We start from the raw sequence: 15113 nt of genomic DNA, 5'->3' as shown, positions 1-15113 counted from the left end.
CCCGGATCACCGATCGGATCACCCCGAGGGCCGCCGGGCCGCCGGGCCGCCGGGCCGCCGGGCCGCCGCTCAGATCACCGTGCCCGCTCGCGAGGCGCCGCCGTCGCCGTCGATGTGCAGCAATGACGCCTGCGACTGCTCCTGCTGCAGCTGGAACTCGAAACGTGAGCGGTCGCCGCGGTGATACGCGACGAAGTACTCGATCGGCACGCCGTCGGCCGACCTGCTCACGCTGCGCAGCCGCAGGAGGGCGGAGCCGGCGCTCACGCCCAGATGCTGCGCCTGATCGTGGGTCGCGACGGTGGCCTCGGCCGAGCGCACCCCGCTCGTCGCCACGATGTCGTTGTCGGCGAGGAGTCGGTAGAGAGACGCCTCAGACAGGTCGACGTCGAGAGTGGCGCGGCCGACAGCCTCCGGCATCCACGTCGTGGAGAGCGACCACGGCTCGCCGTCGACGTGGCGCAGCCGATCGAGCACGACGACGGGCGCGCCCGGCTCGAGGTCGAGGGCGGCGGCGATCTCGTCGTCGGCGACGGCGGGCTCGTGGCGCAGCACGTCGCTGTGCACATGCCCGCCACGTCGCTCGACGTCGTCGTAGAGACCGATCAGGGTGTGCACCAGGCTCTCGCTGGTGCGGGGGCGGGACACGAACGTGCCCTTGCCCTTGACGCGTTCGACGAGCCCCTCGTGCTCGAGCTGCGCCAGAGCCTGCCGCACCACGGTGCGGGAGATGCCGTAGCGCTCGCAGAGCCGATGCTCGCCCGGGAGCGGATCGCCCGGCTGCAGGCCATCGCGCGAGATGCCCTCGACGATGAGCTGACGCAGCTGGTCGTACATGGGTGCCGCGGAATGGCGGTCGATCGCATCATCCATGTCAGTACGCGACCCCCGCATGCAGGATCACGTTGGCGTAGGGGGTGAACTCGCCCGAGCGCACGAACGCCCGCGCGGAGTGCGTGAGCGCCTTGAACTCGACGTGGGGCACCAGAGCGATCTCGAAATCCTGATCGGCGAACCTCTCGCGCAGCGCCGCCAGAATCTCGGGGCTCTTCTCGGCGACCTCCTGCGAGACGGTCGCGCCCTCGACGACGAGCTCGGCGAGCACCGTGTCGAGCACGTCGAGGAATGCCGGTGCGCCCGGGCGATACGCGAGATCGATGCGCTCGGATCCCGGCGGAATCGGCAGCCCCGCATCGGTCACGACCAGCAGATCGGTGTGCCCGGTCTCGCTGATGACCCGCGAGAGGGCGGGGTTGATGGTCGTCGCTGTCTTTCGCATGATGTCTCCTCGTGCGGGATCGGACGGATGTCGGGGCCGGCGGCCGGATGCGGTCAGAGGGCGTCGCGGGCGGCGAGGAAGGCATCGACCTCGGCGCGCAGCGGCAGGCTCGGCGACGCACCCTGCTTGGTGACGGCGAGGGCGCCGGCGGCGGTGGCCAGGCGAACGGCATCGGTCAGCGCCCACCCGTTCGCGAGCGCGGCGCCGAGGTACCCGGCGTAAGCGTCGCCGGCCGCGGTGGTGTCGACGGCCTCGACGGGGAAGGGCGGGACGACGAAGGCGGCGTCCGCCGTGACGACGCACGATCCCTGTCCTGCGAGGGTGATCACGGCCGCGCCGACACCCCTGTCGAGGAACCAGCGGCCCGCCAGCTCGGCGCTGGTCGCGTCGACGACCGAGACGCCGCTGAGCACCGTGGCCTCGGTCTCGTTCGGGGTCACGATGTCGATGTTCGCCCACACCGAGTCGTCGAGCGGGGCGGCGGGGGCCGGATCGAGGATGACCGTCATGCCGTGCTCCCGCGCGCGGGCGGTGATGTGCGCGGTCAGCGCCGAAGGCGTCTCGAGCTGGGTGAGCAGCACCGAGGTCGTGGGCGCCAGGGCGGCCAGCGCCGCGTCGATCTGCGCGGTGCTCAGGGCCGCGTTGGCGAGCGGCACCATGACGATGTCGTTCTGCGCCGATGCATCGACGCGGATGTGCGCGATGCCTGTGGGGCCGGGCACGGTGCGCAGATGGGTGAGATCGACGCCCGCCGCGCTCAGCCCGTCGACGACGAGGTCGTGGAAGAGGTCGTCGCCCACGCATCCGACGAAGCTCGTGCGCGCCCCCGAGCGTCCGGCCGCGACGGCCTGGTTCGCGCCCTTGCCGCCGAGCATGAGGGTGAACTCGTCGCCGAGGATGGTCTCGCCTCGGGCCGGAAGCCGGGTCGAGAAGGTCGTCACGTCTGCGGTCACACTGCCGACGATGACGACGCCGGTGCGATCGGGCGAGGTGGCGGCTGTCATGGCACTCCTGATCGTCGTCGATGCGGGGGGCTTTGACATCCTCCGCGGCTGTCATTACATTAGCCGAATCCGAACCTGTAACGACAGGTTGTGCACAAGGAGACCCGATGACTGCCGCGGCCCCCCGTCTCTACGTCGACAGCGCGGACGTCGACCGCGTCGCCTCTCTCCTCACCTCGGGCGTCGTCCATGGTGTGACGACGAACCCGACGATCCTCGAGCGGGGCGGGCGCACCGCCGTCGAGATCCCCGACCTGTATGCACGGTGGTCCGACGAGGGCGCGCGAGAGATCTTCTTCCAGACCTGGGGCGGCGACACAGCCTCGCTGCTGCGCAACGCCGAGACGATCCGGGCGCTCGGAGACCGCGTGGCGGTGAAGGTCCCCGCCACGCGCGACGGCTTCGCCGCGGCATCCGCTCTCGTCGCCGACGGCGCCAGCGTGCTCGTCACCGCCGTCTACTCCGTCGCTCAGGCGCTGGTCTGCTCGTCGATCGGCGTGCGGTACATCGCCCCCTACCTCGGCCGGATGCGGGACGCCGGCATCGACGGCGACGCCATGATCGCCCGGATGCAGGAGGTCTGCGCCGGCAGCGGCACCGACGTGCTCGCCGCCAGTCTGCGCTCGCCCGCCGACATCACCGGGCTGCGTCTCGCCGGGGTGCCGTACTTCACCGCCGCGCCCGATGTGATCGAGCAGATGATGTTCCACGAGGTCAGCGACGGGTCGGCGGCCGAGTTCGACGCGGCGATGGCGCGGCTCGGAGCCTGAGCCCTCGGTCGCCGCGTTCACAATTCAGCAGGGGCGTGTCCGCAGGCGGACTGGAGCCGCGCGGTTCCGCAGTTCGGCGGTCGCCGCGGAAGAATCTGTGCTGAGAACCGAACGACCTACGCGGAGGCCGCCTGGCGCAGCCACCGCTCGACGCCGGCGATGTGCGCGGTGGCGAGCGACGTGGCGAGCGCCGGGTCGTGCCGGCCGATGGCCTCGGCGATGGCGCGATGCTCCGACAGAGTGCGCTCGACCGCCCCGGCCTCGGTCAGCCCGCGCCACACCCGGGCCCGCACGGTCTGACTGCTCAGGTGCTCGATGAGGCTCGCGAGGTAGGCGTTTCCGGCCATGCCGACGATCTCGCGGTGAAAGCGGATGTCGTGCTCGACGAGCTCCTCGATGCCGACGCCGGCATCGATCGATCCGACCTCGCTCTCGAGGTCCGCGATCGCCTCGTCGCTGCCGAGGGTCGCGGCGAGGCCGGTCGCCTGCGATTCCAGCATCCGTCTGACGGCGAAGATCTCGAGCATCGAGTCGTCATCGTGCATGTCGACCACGAACGAGATCGCTTCGAGCAGCAGGTGCGGTTCGAGGCTCGTCACGTAGGTGCCGTCGCCACGCCGCACGTCGAGGACGCGGATGACCTCGAGAGCCTTCACGGCTTCGCGCATCGAGTTGCGCGACAGGCCGAGGCGCTCCGACAGCTCCTTCTCGGGAGGCAGCCGGTCGCCCGGCGCGAGCTCGCCCGACACGATCATCGCCTTGATCTTCTCGATCGCCTCGTCAGTCACTGCCATGGCGTCATCCTAGCCAGTCATCGGATGTCTGCGGCAGGATGGGGGTATGCGCGTACTCGATTCGCACCTGCATCTCTGGGACCCGGAGCTTCTGCACTACACCTGGCTCGACGGGCCGCTCGCCTGGCTGTTCGGCGCGACCGAGATCGAGCACGCGCGGATCCCGCGTGCGACGACCGAGCGGGCGGTGTTCGTGCAGGCCGAGACGGTCGAAGACGACTTCCTCGACGAGGTGCGCTGGGTGGCCTCCCTCGCGCAGCGCGTCGGCGTGGTCGGCATCGTCGCCGGTGCGAGACTCGACCGCGGCACCGACACGACCGCACATCTCGAGGGCCTCGCCGGCGAGCCCCTCGTGGTCGGCGTGCGTCACAACCTGCAGGGCGAACCGGACGGACTCGCGGTGTCCGCCGCGTTCGTGACCGGCGCGCGCGAGGTCGCCGCCCGCGGCTGGTCTTTCGACGCGTGCGCGCGCGCCTCGCAGCTGCCCGAGATCGCCCGCCTCGCGGCGGCGGTGCCCGAGCTGCGGATGGTGCTCGATCACCTCGGCAAGCCGACGGTCGGCACCGCGGACGTCCCGGTCGCGCCGACGATGGAGTGGGTGCGCGACCTCGACGATCTGGCCCGGCATCCGAACGTCTGGTGCAAGTTGTCGGGGCTCCCCGCGGAGGCCGGCGGCGACTGGTCGCCGGAGCAGCTCGCGCCCTTCCTCGACGCGGCCGCGGATGCCTTCGGCGTCGAACGTCTCATGTGGGGGAGCGACTGGCCCGTCTCGGTCATCGGCCCCGCCGAGGCCGATGACCCGTATGCGAACGACGACGGCTCCCCGATGTACCAGCCCACCGCGCGCAGCCGCTGGGCGGAGACGGTGATCGCCTGGGCGGAGCGCCGCGGGCACGACGTCGATGCGATCCTCTGGCGCAATGCCGAGGAGTTCTATCGGATCGGTGCGCGGCCGACCCCTGCGGATGCGCGTGAGGAGCGGCCGCGCCGCGGCCTCCTGGGCTGGCTGCGCGGCGAGCGCACGTAGGCGAGCGCACGTAGGCGGGCGCACGTAGGCGGGGTCGCGGTCGGAGCGACCGCCCGGGTGCGACCCGGGCGGTCGAGACTCAGCTTCCGGCGGGGCGCAGACGCAGCTGGGCCATTCCGCCGTCGACCTCGATGAACGTCCCGGTGGTGGATCCCGCGGCGGGGCTCACCAGATACGCGACGGCCGCGGCCACCTCGTCGGGCGAGACCAGCCGGCCATGCGGCTGACGGGCTTCGAGGGCGGCGCGTTCGGCAGCGGGGTCGTCGGCCGAGTCGAGCAGCCGGCCGACCCACGGGGTGTCGGCGGTGCCCGGGTTGACGGCGTTGACGCGGATGCCCTCGCGCAGGTGGTCGGCGGCCATGGCGCGGGTCAGCGCCGAGACGGCACCCTTCGACGCGCTGTACAGGGCGCGCTGCGGGAGGCCGGTGGTCGACGCGATGGATGCCGTGTTGCACACCGCCGCGCTCGGCGACCTCTTGAGCCAGGGCAGCGCGGCCGACGTCACGCGGGCTATGCCGGTGACGTTGATCGAGAGCACGCGCGCCCATTCCTCGTCGTCGTTCGCGCTGACGTCGCCCTGCGCGCCGACGCCGGCGTTGTTGACCACGATGTCGATGCGGCCGAACTGCTCGGCGACGGCGGCGACGGCCGCGTCCACCGATGCGCGGTCGGACACGTCGGCCGTGAACGCGGCGAAGGCGGCATCCGCCCCCGAGGTGTCGCGGTCGAGCACGGCGATCCGCGCTCCCTCGGCGTGCAGGCGGGCCGCGATGGCGGCCCCGATGCCGGATGCTCCGCCGGTGACGATCGCGACGAGCCCCTCGAGTGCCGGGGTCTGGATCTGTGCGCTCACTTCTGTGCCTCCCAGGCCACGAACTCCTGACGCTGACGCCCGAGCCCCTCGATCTCGATCTCGACCACGTCACCCGCCTTCAGATACGGGAACCTGCCGCCGAACGCGACGCCCTGCGGGGTGCCGGTGAGGATCAGATCCCCCGGCTCGAGAGTGACGTACTGCGACAGGTGGTGCACGATCGCGCGCACGTCGAAGATCATGTCGTTCGTGTTCGAGTCCTGACGGGGCTCGCCGTTGACCCAGCTGCGCAGCCGCAGCTCGTCGACGTCGACCTCGTCGGGGGTGACCAGCCAGGGGCCGGTGGGGTTGAAGCCCGGGGCGATCTTGCCCTTGGACCACTGTCCGCCCGAGACCTCCATCTGGAAGGCGCGCTCGGAGACGTCGTTCGCGACCACGTAGCCGGCGATGTGGGCGTCGGCCTCGTCGGGGGAGTCGAGGTAGGAGGCTCGGGCGCCGATCACGATGCCCAGCTCCACCTCCCAGTCGGTCTTCTCGCTGCCGCGGGGGATCGTGACCGCATCGTTCGGGCCGACGACCGTGTTCGGCGTCTTCAGGAACATGATCGGCACGGTGGGCGGCTCGGACCCGGATTCCCTCGCGTGCGCGGCATAGTTCTGCCCGATGCAGATGACGGCGCTGGGGCGGACGATCGGGGCGCCGATGCGCAGTGCGGCGGCATCCTCGAGCACGGGGAGGTCGCCGGCCGCACGGGCCGCCTCGACGCGTGCGACGACGTCGCCGGCGAGGAAGTCGCCGTTCACATCGGATGTCACGGACCGCAGGTCGAGGTAGCGGTCACCCTCGACGAGGACGGGGATCTCGGCGCCGAGGCTGCCTAGACGTGCGAACTTCATGTCTCTCCTGATCAGTGCCGTTCCGCGGGTGCGGGGCGCGCTGCCGTAGCGCGGCTCGTTGACAGTATAGACATCGGATGTTTACACTCCAAGAGATCTGCACGAATCCTTCCCCCCGTGCACGAGAGGATCCCGTGAGCCGCATCGTCGCCCTCGACACGACCGACATCCGCTTCCCGACGTCGCTGAGCCTGGACGGCTCGGATGCGATGAATCCCGACCCCGACTACTCCGCCGCGTACGTGATCGTGCGCACGGATGCCGAGGACGGCGTCGACGGCCACGCCTTCGTCTTCACGATCGGCCGCGGCAACGACGTGCAGGTCGCGGCGATCGACGCGCTCGCCGGACACCTCGTCGGTCGTGAGATCGAGCCGCTCCTCGACGACATGGGCGGCACGTTCCGCGACATCATCGGGGACTCCCAGCTGCGCTGGCTCGGACCGGAGAAAGGCGTCATGCACATGGCGATCGGCGCCGTCATCAATGCGCTGTGGGACATCAAGGCCAAGCGCGCGGGGCTCCCGCTCTGGCAGCTGCTGGCGCGGATGACGCCCGAAGAGCTGGTGGACCTGGTGGACTTCCGCTATCTCACCAACGCACTGACCCGCGACGACGCCCTCGAGATCCTGCGCGCCGCCGAGCCCGGCCGCGCCGAGCGCGAGCGCGAGCTGCTCGCCACCGGCTACCCCGGGTACACGACCAGCCCCGGCTGGCTCGGCTACTCGGACGAGAAGCTCGAACGGCTCGCCCGCGAGGCGATGGCCGACGGCTTCACCCAGATCAAGCTCAAGGTCGGTGCCGACCTCGACGACGACATCCGCCGTTTCCGCAAGGCGCGCGAGGTCTGCGGACCGGACTTCCCGATCGCGATCGACGCCAACCAGCGTTGGGAGGTGTCGGAGGCGATCGAGTGGGTCACCGCGCTCGCCGAGTTCCACCCGGCCTGGATCGAAGAGCCCACGAGCCCCGACGACGTGCTCGGTCATGCCGAGATCGCACGAGGCATCGCGCCCATCCGCGTCGCCACCGGCGAGCACGCGCAGAACCGGGTCATCTTCAAGCAGCTGCTGCAGGCCGAGGCGATCTCGGTCATGCAGATCGACGCCGTGCGGGTCGCCGGCGTCAACGAGAACATCGCCAACCTGCTGCTCGCCGCGAAGTTCGGGGTGCCGGTCTGCCCGCACGCCGGGGGAGTCGGTCTCTGCGAGGCCGTGCAGCACCTGTCGATGTTCGACTTCGTCGCCGTCACCGGCACCCGTGAGGGACGCATGATCGAGTTCGTCGACCACCTGCACGAGCACTTCGTGATCCCCACCGACATCCGGGGAGGCTCCTACATGGCGCCGACCGCGGCGGGATCGGGCATGGAGATGAAGGCCGAGAGCATCGCCGCCTACACGTGGACGGGACGGCATGTCGGTGTCTGAGGCTGCGCCCACGTCGGCGCGACTGACGATCCCCCGCCTCGGCTACGGTGCCGCGAACGTCGGCAACCTCTTCCGGGCGCTGAGCGACGAGGAGTCGTGGGAGATCCTCGAGGCGGCGTGGGAGAGCGGCATCCGCTACTTCGACACGGCTCCGCACTACGGGCTGGGGCTCTCGGAGCGGCGCCTCGGCGCCTTCCTCCGGACGAGACCGCGCGACGAGTACGTGCTGTCGACGAAGGCCGGCCGGCTGCTGCGGCCGAACCCGGATCACGACGGCGGCCTCGACACCGACAACGACTTCCATGTGCCCGACGACCTGCGCCGCGAGTGGGACTTCTCGGCGGACGGCATCCGCCGCAGCCTCGACGAGTCCCGCGAGCGCCTCGGCATCGAGCGCATCGACCTCGTCTACCTTCACGACCCCGAGCGGCATGACCTCGACCTCGCGCTCGCCGAGGCGCTGCCGGCGCTCGAGCAGGTGCGGGCAGACGGCGACGTGACAGCGGTCGGCGTGGGCTCGATGGTGTCGGACGCGCTCGCCGCGTCGGTGCGCGCGGCGGATCTCGACCTGATCATGGTCGCCGGCCGATACACGCTGCTCGAGCAGCCGGCCGCCGAGGACGTGCTCCCGGCATGCCGGGAGACCGGAACGGGGATCGTCGCGGCATCCGTCTTCAACTCGGGTCTGCTCGCGTCGAACGAGCCGCGACGCGACGGCCGGTACGAGTACGGTCAGCTGCCGGACGAGCTGTGGGAGCGGCTGCTGCGGATCGCCGCGGTGTGTGCGGCGCATGACGTGCCGGTGCCGGCAGCCGCGATCCAGTACCCGCTGCAGTCCGACGTCGTGCACTCCGTCGTCGTGGGTGGCAGTCGCGCGGCGCAGCTGCGTCAGAACGCCGAGTACGCCGCGCGGGAGATCCCGTCCGCACTGTGGGAGGAGCTGGCTGCAGAGGGGCTGATCCCCGCCTGACTCGCGCGGAGCGTGTGCACGATTCAGCAAGGATGCGCCCGGGAAGCGGATTCCCGATGCTCGGTATCGGTTTCAGCGCGGTGTCATGCTGAATTGTGAACGGGACAGCGGCGGGTTCAGGCGCCGACGGTCGACTCGCGGACCACGAGCTCGGCCGCGAACGGCGTCGGCGCGGGCAGCTCGCCCGTCGGATCGGTGAGCTGGCGGATCAGCGCCGCCCCCGCGGCGCGGCCGATCTCGTACCCGGGCTGGCGCACGCTCGTCAGCGGCACGACGCTCTGTCGCGCCTGCGCGACGTCGTCGAAACCCACGATCGCGACGTCGTCGGGAACGCGGATGCCGTGTCGCAGCAGCTGCGTCAGCACGCCGATCGCGACCATGTCGTTCGCGGCGAAGATCGCGTCGGGGCGTTCGGCGGCGGGCAGCGCGGCGACGCGCCGGCCGGCCTCGAGCCCGTCGTCGGTCGCGAGATGCGGCACGTCGATCACCTCGATCGTGGCGTCGGTGCCGGCGACGGCGTCCTGCAGCCCGCTCAGCCGATCGTTCGACTGGCTGACGCTGGGCGCTCCGAGGAACAGGATGCGGCGACGGCCGAGCGCGAGCAGGTGCTCTCCGGCGAGGCGCCCGCCGCCGTGGTCGTCGAAGCGCACCGATCCGACCGTGGACGACCGGGGGATGGGGCCGACGACGACCGAGCGGATGCCGCGACCGGCGAGCTGTTCGAGTCGGGGCACCACGTCTTCGAGCGGATAGATGACGATGCCCTGCACACGGTGCGCCTCGAACATGTCGATGTTGCTGCGCTCGGTGTCGCCGTCGCGGTTGCTGTTGCTGAAGAACAGCGACCAGCCGCCTTCGCGGGCGACGTCCTCGACGCCGCGGGAGAGCTCGTGGAAGTAGGGCAGCCAGGCGTCGAGCAGGATCAGCGCGAGAGTCTTGCTCGACCCCGCGCGCAGTTGACGCGCCGACTCGTTCGGCACGTATCCGAGTCGATCGATCGCGTCTCTGACCTTCGCGGCGCTGGACTCTCCGAGCACATGCGGGTGATTGAGGTAGTTCGAGACGGTGGACGACGAGACCCCGGCGAGGGCGGCGACATCTTTGACGCTGGCGGGCATGGAGCTCCTTGTCGATGGCGTCGGCGCGCGCATGCGCAGGGGTGACCGCGCGGCCGCGCGGCAGCGACGGATCCACAGTATCCCAGCGATTGGCACGTGCCAAGAAAGTTCTTGACACCGTATCGACGCTCCGCGTACGGTGACTGAACACGGAGTTGGCACGTGCCAATCCGCCGAGGCGACGGTGCCCCACACCCGCCTTCGAGAGGTCTCATGAACATCGGATGCCACGGGCTCGTCTGGACCGGACACTTCGATGCCGACGGCATCCGCCTCGCGGTCGAGAAGACGAAGCAGGCGGGTTTCGACCTGATCGAGTTCCCTCTCATGGACCCGTTCTCGTTCGATGTCGCCGCCGCCCGCGATGCTCTCGAAGAGCACGACCTCTCGGTCAGCGCGTCATTGGGGCTGTCCGAGGCCACCGACGTGACCAGCGCGGATCCCGCGGTCGTCGCCGCCGGCGAGGCGCTGCTGCTCAAGGCGGTCGACGTGCTCGCCGATCTCGGTGGACAGCACTTCTGCGGCGTGATCTACAGCGCGATGAAGAAGTACATGGACCCGGTGACCGCCGAGGGCTTGGCGAGCAGTCGTGCCACGATCGCGCGGGTCGCCGACCACGCCGCCGAGCGCGGTGTCTCGGTGTCGCTCGAGGTCGTCAACCGCTACGAGACGAACGTCCTCAACACGGCGCGTCAGGCGATCGCTTTCGTCGACGAGGTGCAGCGGCCGAACGTCGGCATCCATCTCGACACGTACCACATGAACATCGAGGAGTCGGATATGTTCGCGCCGGTGCTCGATGCGGCGCCGTCGCTGCGCTACGTGCACATCGGCGAGAGCCATCGCGGCTATCTCGGCACCGGCACGGTCGACTTCGACACGTTCTTCAAGGCGCTGGGGCGCATCGGCTACGACGGGCCGATCGTGTTCGAGTCGTTCTCGTCGGCGGTCGTCGCTCCCGACCTCAGCCGGATGCTCGGGATCTGGCGCAACCTGTGGACCGACAACGTCGAGCTCGGAGCGCACGCGAACGCGTACATCCGCGACAAGCTCGTCGCCATCGATTCGATCCGGCTGCACTGAGCCCGTCGGGGAACCTGTTGTCAACTTGTTATTACAGGCCTTCCCTTCGCAGAAGCACTTAGTTACATTTAGATACAACTTGCGCAGAGCGGTGCGCAAGCCGCAGAATTGATCCGATGTTTCCGGCTCGACCGGAAACAGCGGATGACGACCTCCAAGGAAGCAGGTGAGCACATGAGTGACCCCATTCTCAGAGTCGACGGGATCAGCAAGGGATTCCCCGGTGTGCAGGCTCTCAAGCAGGTGCACCTCGAGGTGCGCGCCGGAGAGGTCCTCGTGCTCGTCGGCGAGAACGGCGCAGGCAAGTCCACCCTGATGAAGATCCTCTCGGGCATCTACACCAAGGACGAGGGCACGATCACCTTCGAGGGGTCGGAGGTGGAGCTCACCAGCCCGCTGCAGGCCCAGCAGCTCGGGATCACGATCATCCACCAGGAACTCAACCTGATGCCCGATCTCACCGTGGCGCAGAACATCTTCGTGGGGCGCGAGCCGACCACCGGTCCGTTCCTCTCGGAGCGCAAGCTCAACGCGCAGACCGCCGAACTGCTGCAGCGCCTCGGCATCGGGCTGAACCCGAAGCAGCTCGTCGGCGAGCTCACGGTGGCCGAGCAGCAGATGGTCGAGATCGCCAAGGCGCTCTCCTTCAACGCCAAGGTCCTGATCATGGACGAGCCCACCTCGGCGCTCACCGACTCCGAGACCGAGACGCTGTTCGTGCTGATCGAGCAGCTGCGGGCGTCGGGCACCGGCATCGTCTACATCTCGCACCGCATGGACGAGCTGCGACGTCTCGCCGACCGGGTCACGGTGCTCCGAGACGGCACATACATCGGATCACTGGACCGATCCGAGGTCAGCATCCCCAAGATCATCGAGATGATGGTCGGCCGCGTGATCGACGAAGGAACGCGCCCCGCGGCCCGCGAGCACGCCGACGACCCGATCGTCCTCGACGTGCGGGGGCTCTCGACCCGCACCCTGCTCAAGGACGTCTCGTTCCAGCTGCACCGGGGAGAGATCCTGGGCTTCGCGGGGCTCATGGGGGCAGGGCGCACCGAGACCGCCCGCGCGATCATCGGCGCCGACCGCAGCGACGGTGGCGAGATCACGATCGGCGGACGTGCGGCCAAGATCACGCAGCCCGCGGATGCCGTCAAGCACGGCCTCGGGTACCTCTCGGAGGACCGCAAGCTGCTCGGGCTGATGCTCGAGCAGGACGTCACCTTCAACACCGTGCTCGCCTCGCTCGGCACCTACGCCAACGGCATCGGCTGGATGGGCGACAGCAAGGCCAAGACCCGCACCAAGGAGTACGTCGAGCAGCTGCGGGTCAAGACGCCCTCGGTGAACCAGATCGTGAAGCTGCTGTCGGGAGGCAACCAGCAGAAGGTCGTCATCGCCCGGTGGCTGATGCGCGACTGCGACATCCTCATCTTCGACGAGCCCACCCGGGGCATCGACGTCGGCGCCAAAGAAGAGATCTACCGCCTCATGCAGCAGCTCGCGGATGCGGGCAAATCCATCATCGTCATCTCGTCGGAACTGCCGGAGATCCTCCGCGTCGCGAACCGCATCGCGGTCTTCGCGAACGGACGCATCACCGGCACCCTCCGCAACGAGGACGCCAGCCAGGAGAAGATCATGCAACTCGCAGCACACGGGGAGGAAGACTGATGAGCGCTCCGCAGAACGGGTCGTCCACGACGACGATCATCCAGACCGCCCTCGACGAGAACACCGACAAGCGCGACGTCGTCGGATTCCTGAAGCGTCAGGTCCAGCAGTCGCTCGCATTCGGCACGCTCATCGTGCTGGTGCTGTTCTTCTCGATCGCCAGCCCCAACTTCTTCACCTTCAGCAACATCGCCACTGTGCTGCTGTCGACGGCGGTCATCGGCATCCTCGCCCTCGGCACGACCTTCGTGATCATCACCGGCGGCATCGACCTGTCGATCGGAACCGGCATGGCGCTGTGCGCCGTGATGACCGGCGTCATCGTCACGAACCTGGGCCTGCCGGTCTGGGTCGGTGTGATCGGCGGCGTCCTCACCGGTGTGCTGATGGGCCTGGTCAACGGTGTGAACATCACGTTCCTCCGGCTGCCCCCGTTCATCGCCACCCTCGCGATGATGATGATCGCCGGCGGTCTCGCCCTGGTGATCTCCAACGTCGCACCGATCTACTTCTCGACCTCGGCCCCCGACTTCAAGAAGATCGCCCTCGGCGTCATCATCCCCGGCATCCCGAATGCCGTGCTGATCACCGCCGCCCTCGCGATCGTGGCCTGGCTGGTGCTGTCGAAGACCCTGCTCGGTCGCTACACGTTCGCGATCGGATCCAACGAGGAGGCCACCCGCCTGTCGGGTGTGAACACCCGCCGCTGGACGATCCTCATCTACATGTTCGCCGGTGCGTTCACCGGGATCGCGGGCATCGTCATCGCCGCCCGCCTCGACTCCGCGCAGCCGCAGATCGGCACCGGCTACGAGCTGCAGGCGATCGCCGCGGTGATCATCGGCGGAACCTCGCTGCTCGGCGGACGCGGCTCGATCCTCGGCACCGTGATCGGTGCGCTCATCATGAGCGTGCTCGTCAACGGCCTGCGCATCCTGTCGATCCAGTCGGAGTGGCAGAACATCGTCGTCGGCGTCGTCGTGCTCCTGGCCGTCTTCCTCGACTCGCTGCGCAACCGCCAGCACACCTGACCCATCCATCACCCGAGAACGCAGCACCAGAGAACGCAGCACCGTCTGCGATCCGCACCACCTCACACGCAGTCCCATCCACCACAGAACAATGGAGTTTTCATGAAATTCGGCAAGAAGACCGCATTCGCGGCGCTCGTGGCCGCATCGGCCCTCGTCTTCGCAGGCTGTGCAGGCGGCGGCGGTGACGTCATCGAAGAAGGAAGCGGCGACGGAGGCAGCGGCGACGGCGAGATGTACATCGCGCTCGTGTCGAAGGGCTTCCAGCACCAGTTCTGGCAGGCCGTGAAGAAGGGCGCCGAGGACAAGGCCGAAGAGCTGGGTGTGCGCATCACGTTCGAAGGCCCCGCTGCCGAGACCGAGATCGCGCAGCAGCTCGAGATGCTCACCAGCGCCATCGACAAGAACCCGGATGCCATCGCCTACGCCGCCCTCGACCCCGAGGCGTGCGTCGCCCCGCTCGAGCAGGCCAAGGCCAAGGACATCCCGGTCGTCTACTTCGACGCCCCCTGCGACGGCGACGTGGGCCTGAGCCTCTCGGCCACCGACAGCAAGGTCGCCGGCGCGCTGGCGGCCGAGCACATGGCCGAGCTCATCGGCGGCAAGGGAGAGGTCGCGATCGTCGGCCACTCGCAGATCAACTCCACCGGTGTCGAGCGTCGCGACGGCTTCGTCGACAAGATCGAGGCCGACTACCCCGACATCGACATCGTCGACATCCAGTACGGCGACGGCGACCACCTGAAGTCGGCCGACATCGCGAAGACGCTGATCGCCGCGCACCCCGACCTCAAGGGCATCTACGGCACCAACGAGGGCTCGGCCATCGGCGTCGTCAACGCCGTGAACGAGCTCGGTCTCGAGAAGGGCAAGATCACGATCGTCGGCTTCGACTCGGGCGCCGCCCAGATCAACGCCATCAAGGACGGTACCATGGCCGGTGCGATCACGCAGGACCCGATCGGCATCGGCGCGCAGGTCGTGCAGGCCGCCTACGACGCCGCCAACGGCGAGTCGGTCGAGAAGTTCTACGACACCGGTTCGTACTGGTACGACAGCACCAACCTCGAGGACAAGGACATCGCCGCGGTCCTCTACGAGTGACCTGAGCAGATCGTCGGAAGCCCCTCGCCTTCGGGCGGGGGGCTTCTTCCGTGTCCGGGGCGGATGCCGGATCTGCGGGGGCGGATGCCGGATCTGCGGGGGCGGATGCCGGATCA

General features: G+C 69.0%; 15 protein-coding genes. 8 read left to right on the top strand and 7 right to left on the bottom strand.

Going from position 1 to position 15113, the window contains the following annotated elements; all coding sequences use genetic code 11:
• Positions 1 to 69: 69 nt before the first annotated feature.
• The 3 genes from DXT68_RS15080 to DXT68_RS15070 are packed head-to-tail and all read right to left on the bottom strand — an operon-like array spanning position 70 to position 2283.
• Positions 70 to 873, bottom strand: a complete 804-nt coding sequence (locus DXT68_RS15080) for a GntR family transcriptional regulator (protein ID WP_045252566.1) — start codon at positions 871 to 873, stop codon at positions 70 to 72.
• 1 nt (position 874) lies between these two features.
• Positions 875 to 1279: a D-ribose pyranase gene (rbsD, locus tag DXT68_RS15075; RefSeq protein ID WP_045252565.1), complete on the bottom strand. Its 405-nt coding sequence runs from the start codon at positions 1277 to 1279 to the stop codon at positions 875 to 877.
• Positions 1280 to 1332: 53 nt separating this feature from the next.
• The gene (locus tag DXT68_RS15070) at positions 1333 to 2283 is read right to left on the bottom strand and encodes a ribokinase (RefSeq protein ID WP_045252564.1); all 951 of its coding nucleotides are present in this window, start codon (positions 2281 to 2283) and stop codon (positions 1333 to 1335) included.
• Positions 2284 to 2390: 107 nt separating this feature from the next.
• Here DXT68_RS15070 and DXT68_RS15065 point away from each other — a divergent pair, with 107 nt between their 5' ends.
• Positions 2391 to 3053: a transaldolase family protein gene (locus tag DXT68_RS15065; protein ID WP_045252563.1), complete on the top strand. Its 663-nt coding sequence runs from the start codon at positions 2391 to 2393 to the stop codon at positions 3051 to 3053.
• A 116-nt stretch (positions 3054 to 3169) separates the two neighbouring features.
• On the opposite strand, the gene DXT68_RS15060 is transcribed toward DXT68_RS15065, so the two are convergent.
• Positions 3170 to 3847, bottom strand: a complete 678-nt coding sequence (locus DXT68_RS15060) for a FadR/GntR family transcriptional regulator (RefSeq protein WP_045252562.1) — start codon at positions 3845 to 3847, stop codon at positions 3170 to 3172.
• Positions 3848 to 3893: 46 nt separating this feature from the next.
• On the opposite strand from DXT68_RS15060, the gene DXT68_RS15055 reads away from it, so the two are divergent.
• Positions 3894 to 4874, top strand: a complete 981-nt coding sequence (locus DXT68_RS15055) for an amidohydrolase family protein (protein WP_045252561.1) — start codon at positions 3894 to 3896, stop codon at positions 4872 to 4874.
• Positions 4875 to 4953: 79 nt separating this feature from the next.
• Here the strand turns inward: DXT68_RS15055 and DXT68_RS15050 are convergent, their stop codons facing one another.
• A complete protein-coding gene (locus DXT68_RS15050) occupies positions 4954 to 5727 on the bottom strand; it encodes an SDR family NAD(P)-dependent oxidoreductase (protein WP_244268071.1) in 774 nt (257 codons plus the stop codon).
• Positions 5724 to 6584 carry a fumarylacetoacetate hydrolase family protein gene (locus DXT68_RS15045; RefSeq protein ID WP_045252559.1) on the bottom strand — a complete coding sequence of 287 codons (861 nt, stop codon included), beginning with the start codon at positions 6582 to 6584 and terminating at the stop codon, positions 5724 to 5726. Before DXT68_RS15045 ends, DXT68_RS15050 begins: the two co-directional genes overlap by 4 nt.
• 134 nt (positions 6585 to 6718) lie before the next feature.
• On the opposite strand from DXT68_RS15045, the gene DXT68_RS15040 reads away from it, so the two are divergent.
• Together DXT68_RS15040 and DXT68_RS15035 are read left to right on the top strand one after the other, a co-directional pair.
• Positions 6719 to 8014 (top strand): L-fuconate dehydratase, encoded by a 1296-nt coding sequence (locus DXT68_RS15040; protein WP_045252558.1) that lies wholly within the window; start codon positions 6719 to 6721, stop codon positions 8012 to 8014.
• A complete protein-coding gene (locus DXT68_RS15035) occupies positions 8001 to 8984 on the top strand; it encodes an aldo/keto reductase (protein WP_045252557.1) in 984 nt (327 codons plus the stop codon). The genes DXT68_RS15040 and DXT68_RS15035 overlap by 14 nt, the downstream gene beginning before the upstream one ends.
• Positions 8985 to 9100: 116 nt before the next feature.
• Here the strand turns inward: DXT68_RS15035 and DXT68_RS15030 are convergent, their stop codons facing one another.
• A complete protein-coding gene (locus tag DXT68_RS15030; protein WP_045252556.1) occupies positions 9101 to 10102 on the bottom strand; it encodes a LacI family DNA-binding transcriptional regulator in 1002 nt (333 codons plus the stop codon).
• A gap of 213 nt (positions 10103 to 10315) precedes the next feature.
• Here DXT68_RS15030 and DXT68_RS15025 point away from each other — a divergent pair, with 213 nt between their 5' ends.
• The 4 genes from DXT68_RS15025 (at position 10316) to DXT68_RS15010 (ending at position 14997) form a co-directional block, all read left to right on the top strand.
• A complete protein-coding gene (locus DXT68_RS15025) occupies positions 10316 to 11185 on the top strand; it encodes a sugar phosphate isomerase/epimerase family protein (protein WP_045252555.1) in 870 nt (289 codons plus the stop codon).
• 174 nt (positions 11186 to 11359) lie between these two features.
• Positions 11360 to 12862, top strand: a complete 1503-nt coding sequence (locus DXT68_RS15020) for a sugar ABC transporter ATP-binding protein (protein ID WP_045252568.1) — start codon at positions 11360 to 11362, stop codon at positions 12860 to 12862.
• Entirely contained in the window at positions 12862 to 13893 is a 1032-nt protein-coding gene (locus DXT68_RS15015; RefSeq protein WP_174233215.1) for an ABC transporter permease, read from the top strand. The genes DXT68_RS15020 and DXT68_RS15015 overlap by 1 nt, the downstream gene beginning before the upstream one ends.
• Before the next feature lie 102 nt (positions 13894 to 13995).
• Positions 13996 to 14997, top strand: a complete 1002-nt coding sequence (locus DXT68_RS15010; protein WP_045252554.1) for an ABC transporter substrate-binding protein — start codon at positions 13996 to 13998, stop codon at positions 14995 to 14997.
• Positions 14998 to 15113: the final 116 nt, after the last annotated feature.

The organism is Microbacterium foliorum, assembly GCF_003367705.1.
Classification (GTDB): Bacteria; Actinomycetota; Actinomycetes; order Actinomycetales; family Microbacteriaceae; genus Microbacterium; species Microbacterium foliorum.
The sequence above is the reverse complement of the archived record's forward strand: the minus strand, read 5'-3'. Positions and strand labels throughout refer to the sequence as shown.

What these genes read in the sequence shown, in the direction of transcription:
- DXT68_RS15080 (WP_045252566.1), bottom strand. Translation starts at nt 873, where the DNA reads ATGGATGATGCGATCGACCGCCATTCCGCGGCACCCATGTACGACCAG.
- rbsD (WP_045252565.1), bottom strand. Translation starts at nt 1,279, where the DNA reads ATGCGAAAGACAGCGACGACCATCAACCCCGCCCTCTCGCGGGTCATC.
- DXT68_RS15070 (WP_045252564.1), bottom strand. Translation starts at nt 2,283, where the DNA reads ATGACAGCCGCCACCTCGCCCGATCGCACCGGCGTCGTCATCGTCGGC.
- DXT68_RS15065 (WP_045252563.1), top strand. Translation starts at nt 2,391, where the DNA reads ATGACTGCCGCGGCCCCCCGTCTCTACGTCGACAGCGCGGACGTCGAC.
- DXT68_RS15060 (WP_045252562.1), bottom strand. Translation starts at nt 3,847, where the DNA reads ATGGCAGTGACTGACGAGGCGATCGAGAAGATCAAGGCGATGATCGTG.
- DXT68_RS15055 (WP_045252561.1), top strand. Translation starts at nt 3,894, where the DNA reads ATGCGCGTACTCGATTCGCACCTGCATCTCTGGGACCCGGAGCTTCTG.
- DXT68_RS15045 (WP_045252559.1), bottom strand. Translation starts at nt 6,584, where the DNA reads ATGAAGTTCGCACGTCTAGGCAGCCTCGGCGCCGAGATCCCCGTCCTC.
- DXT68_RS15035 (WP_045252557.1), top strand. Translation starts at nt 8,001, where the DNA reads ATGTCGGTGTCTGAGGCTGCGCCCACGTCGGCGCGACTGACGATCCCC.
- DXT68_RS15030 (WP_045252556.1), bottom strand. Translation starts at nt 10,102, where the DNA reads ATGCCCGCCAGCGTCAAAGATGTCGCCGCCCTCGCCGGGGTCTCGTCG.
- DXT68_RS15025 (WP_045252555.1), top strand. Translation starts at nt 10,316, where the DNA reads ATGAACATCGGATGCCACGGGCTCGTCTGGACCGGACACTTCGATGCC.
- DXT68_RS15020 (WP_045252568.1), top strand. Translation starts at nt 11,360, where the DNA reads ATGAGTGACCCCATTCTCAGAGTCGACGGGATCAGCAAGGGATTCCCC.
- DXT68_RS15015 (WP_174233215.1), top strand. Translation starts at nt 12,862, where the DNA reads ATGAGCGCTCCGCAGAACGGGTCGTCCACGACGACGATCATCCAGACC.
- DXT68_RS15010 (WP_045252554.1), top strand. Translation starts at nt 13,996, where the DNA reads ATGAAATTCGGCAAGAAGACCGCATTCGCGGCGCTCGTGGCCGCATCG.